Origin of the sequence: Neptunomonas sp. CHC150 (assembly GCF_030397555.1) — a bacterium.
Classification (GTDB): Bacteria; Pseudomonadota; Gammaproteobacteria; order Pseudomonadales; family Balneatricaceae; genus Neptunomonas; species Neptunomonas phycophila.
Genome location: NZ_JAPNXU010000069.1, coordinates 1 through 289, shown reverse-complemented (window position 1 = coordinate 289; position 289 = coordinate 1). Strand labels below are relative to the sequence as shown.

Here is a 289-nt window from a genome sequence, read left to right as displayed (position 1 = left end):
AGATAACGCTTGCGAACAAGGGCTATACAAACGGATATGCCAGGTTAAGAAGACACCGTGGACGCAAGAGCTCGAAGATGAATGGAAAGCGAACCTGCTTCGTGACACGGCCACCGAAGAAGATGCGCTTGAAGAGTACCAATGTGTACCGAAGAATGGCGGCGGTGCTTACATTAGTCGTGGCTTGCGTGAACGTGCTGCACGGTTAGATGGCCCAGTGTTAAGCTTCACTGGCTCTAAAGCGTTTAACGAAGCGAAAGAGCACATACGCGAAGCTGAGATGAAAGAG

1 pseudogene is annotated in these 289 nt (G+C 50.5%); it reads left to right on the top strand.

The features are described from left to right. Nucleotides 1–289: pseudogene (locus OW491_RS18220) on the top strand (hypothetical protein); the annotation flags it as partial.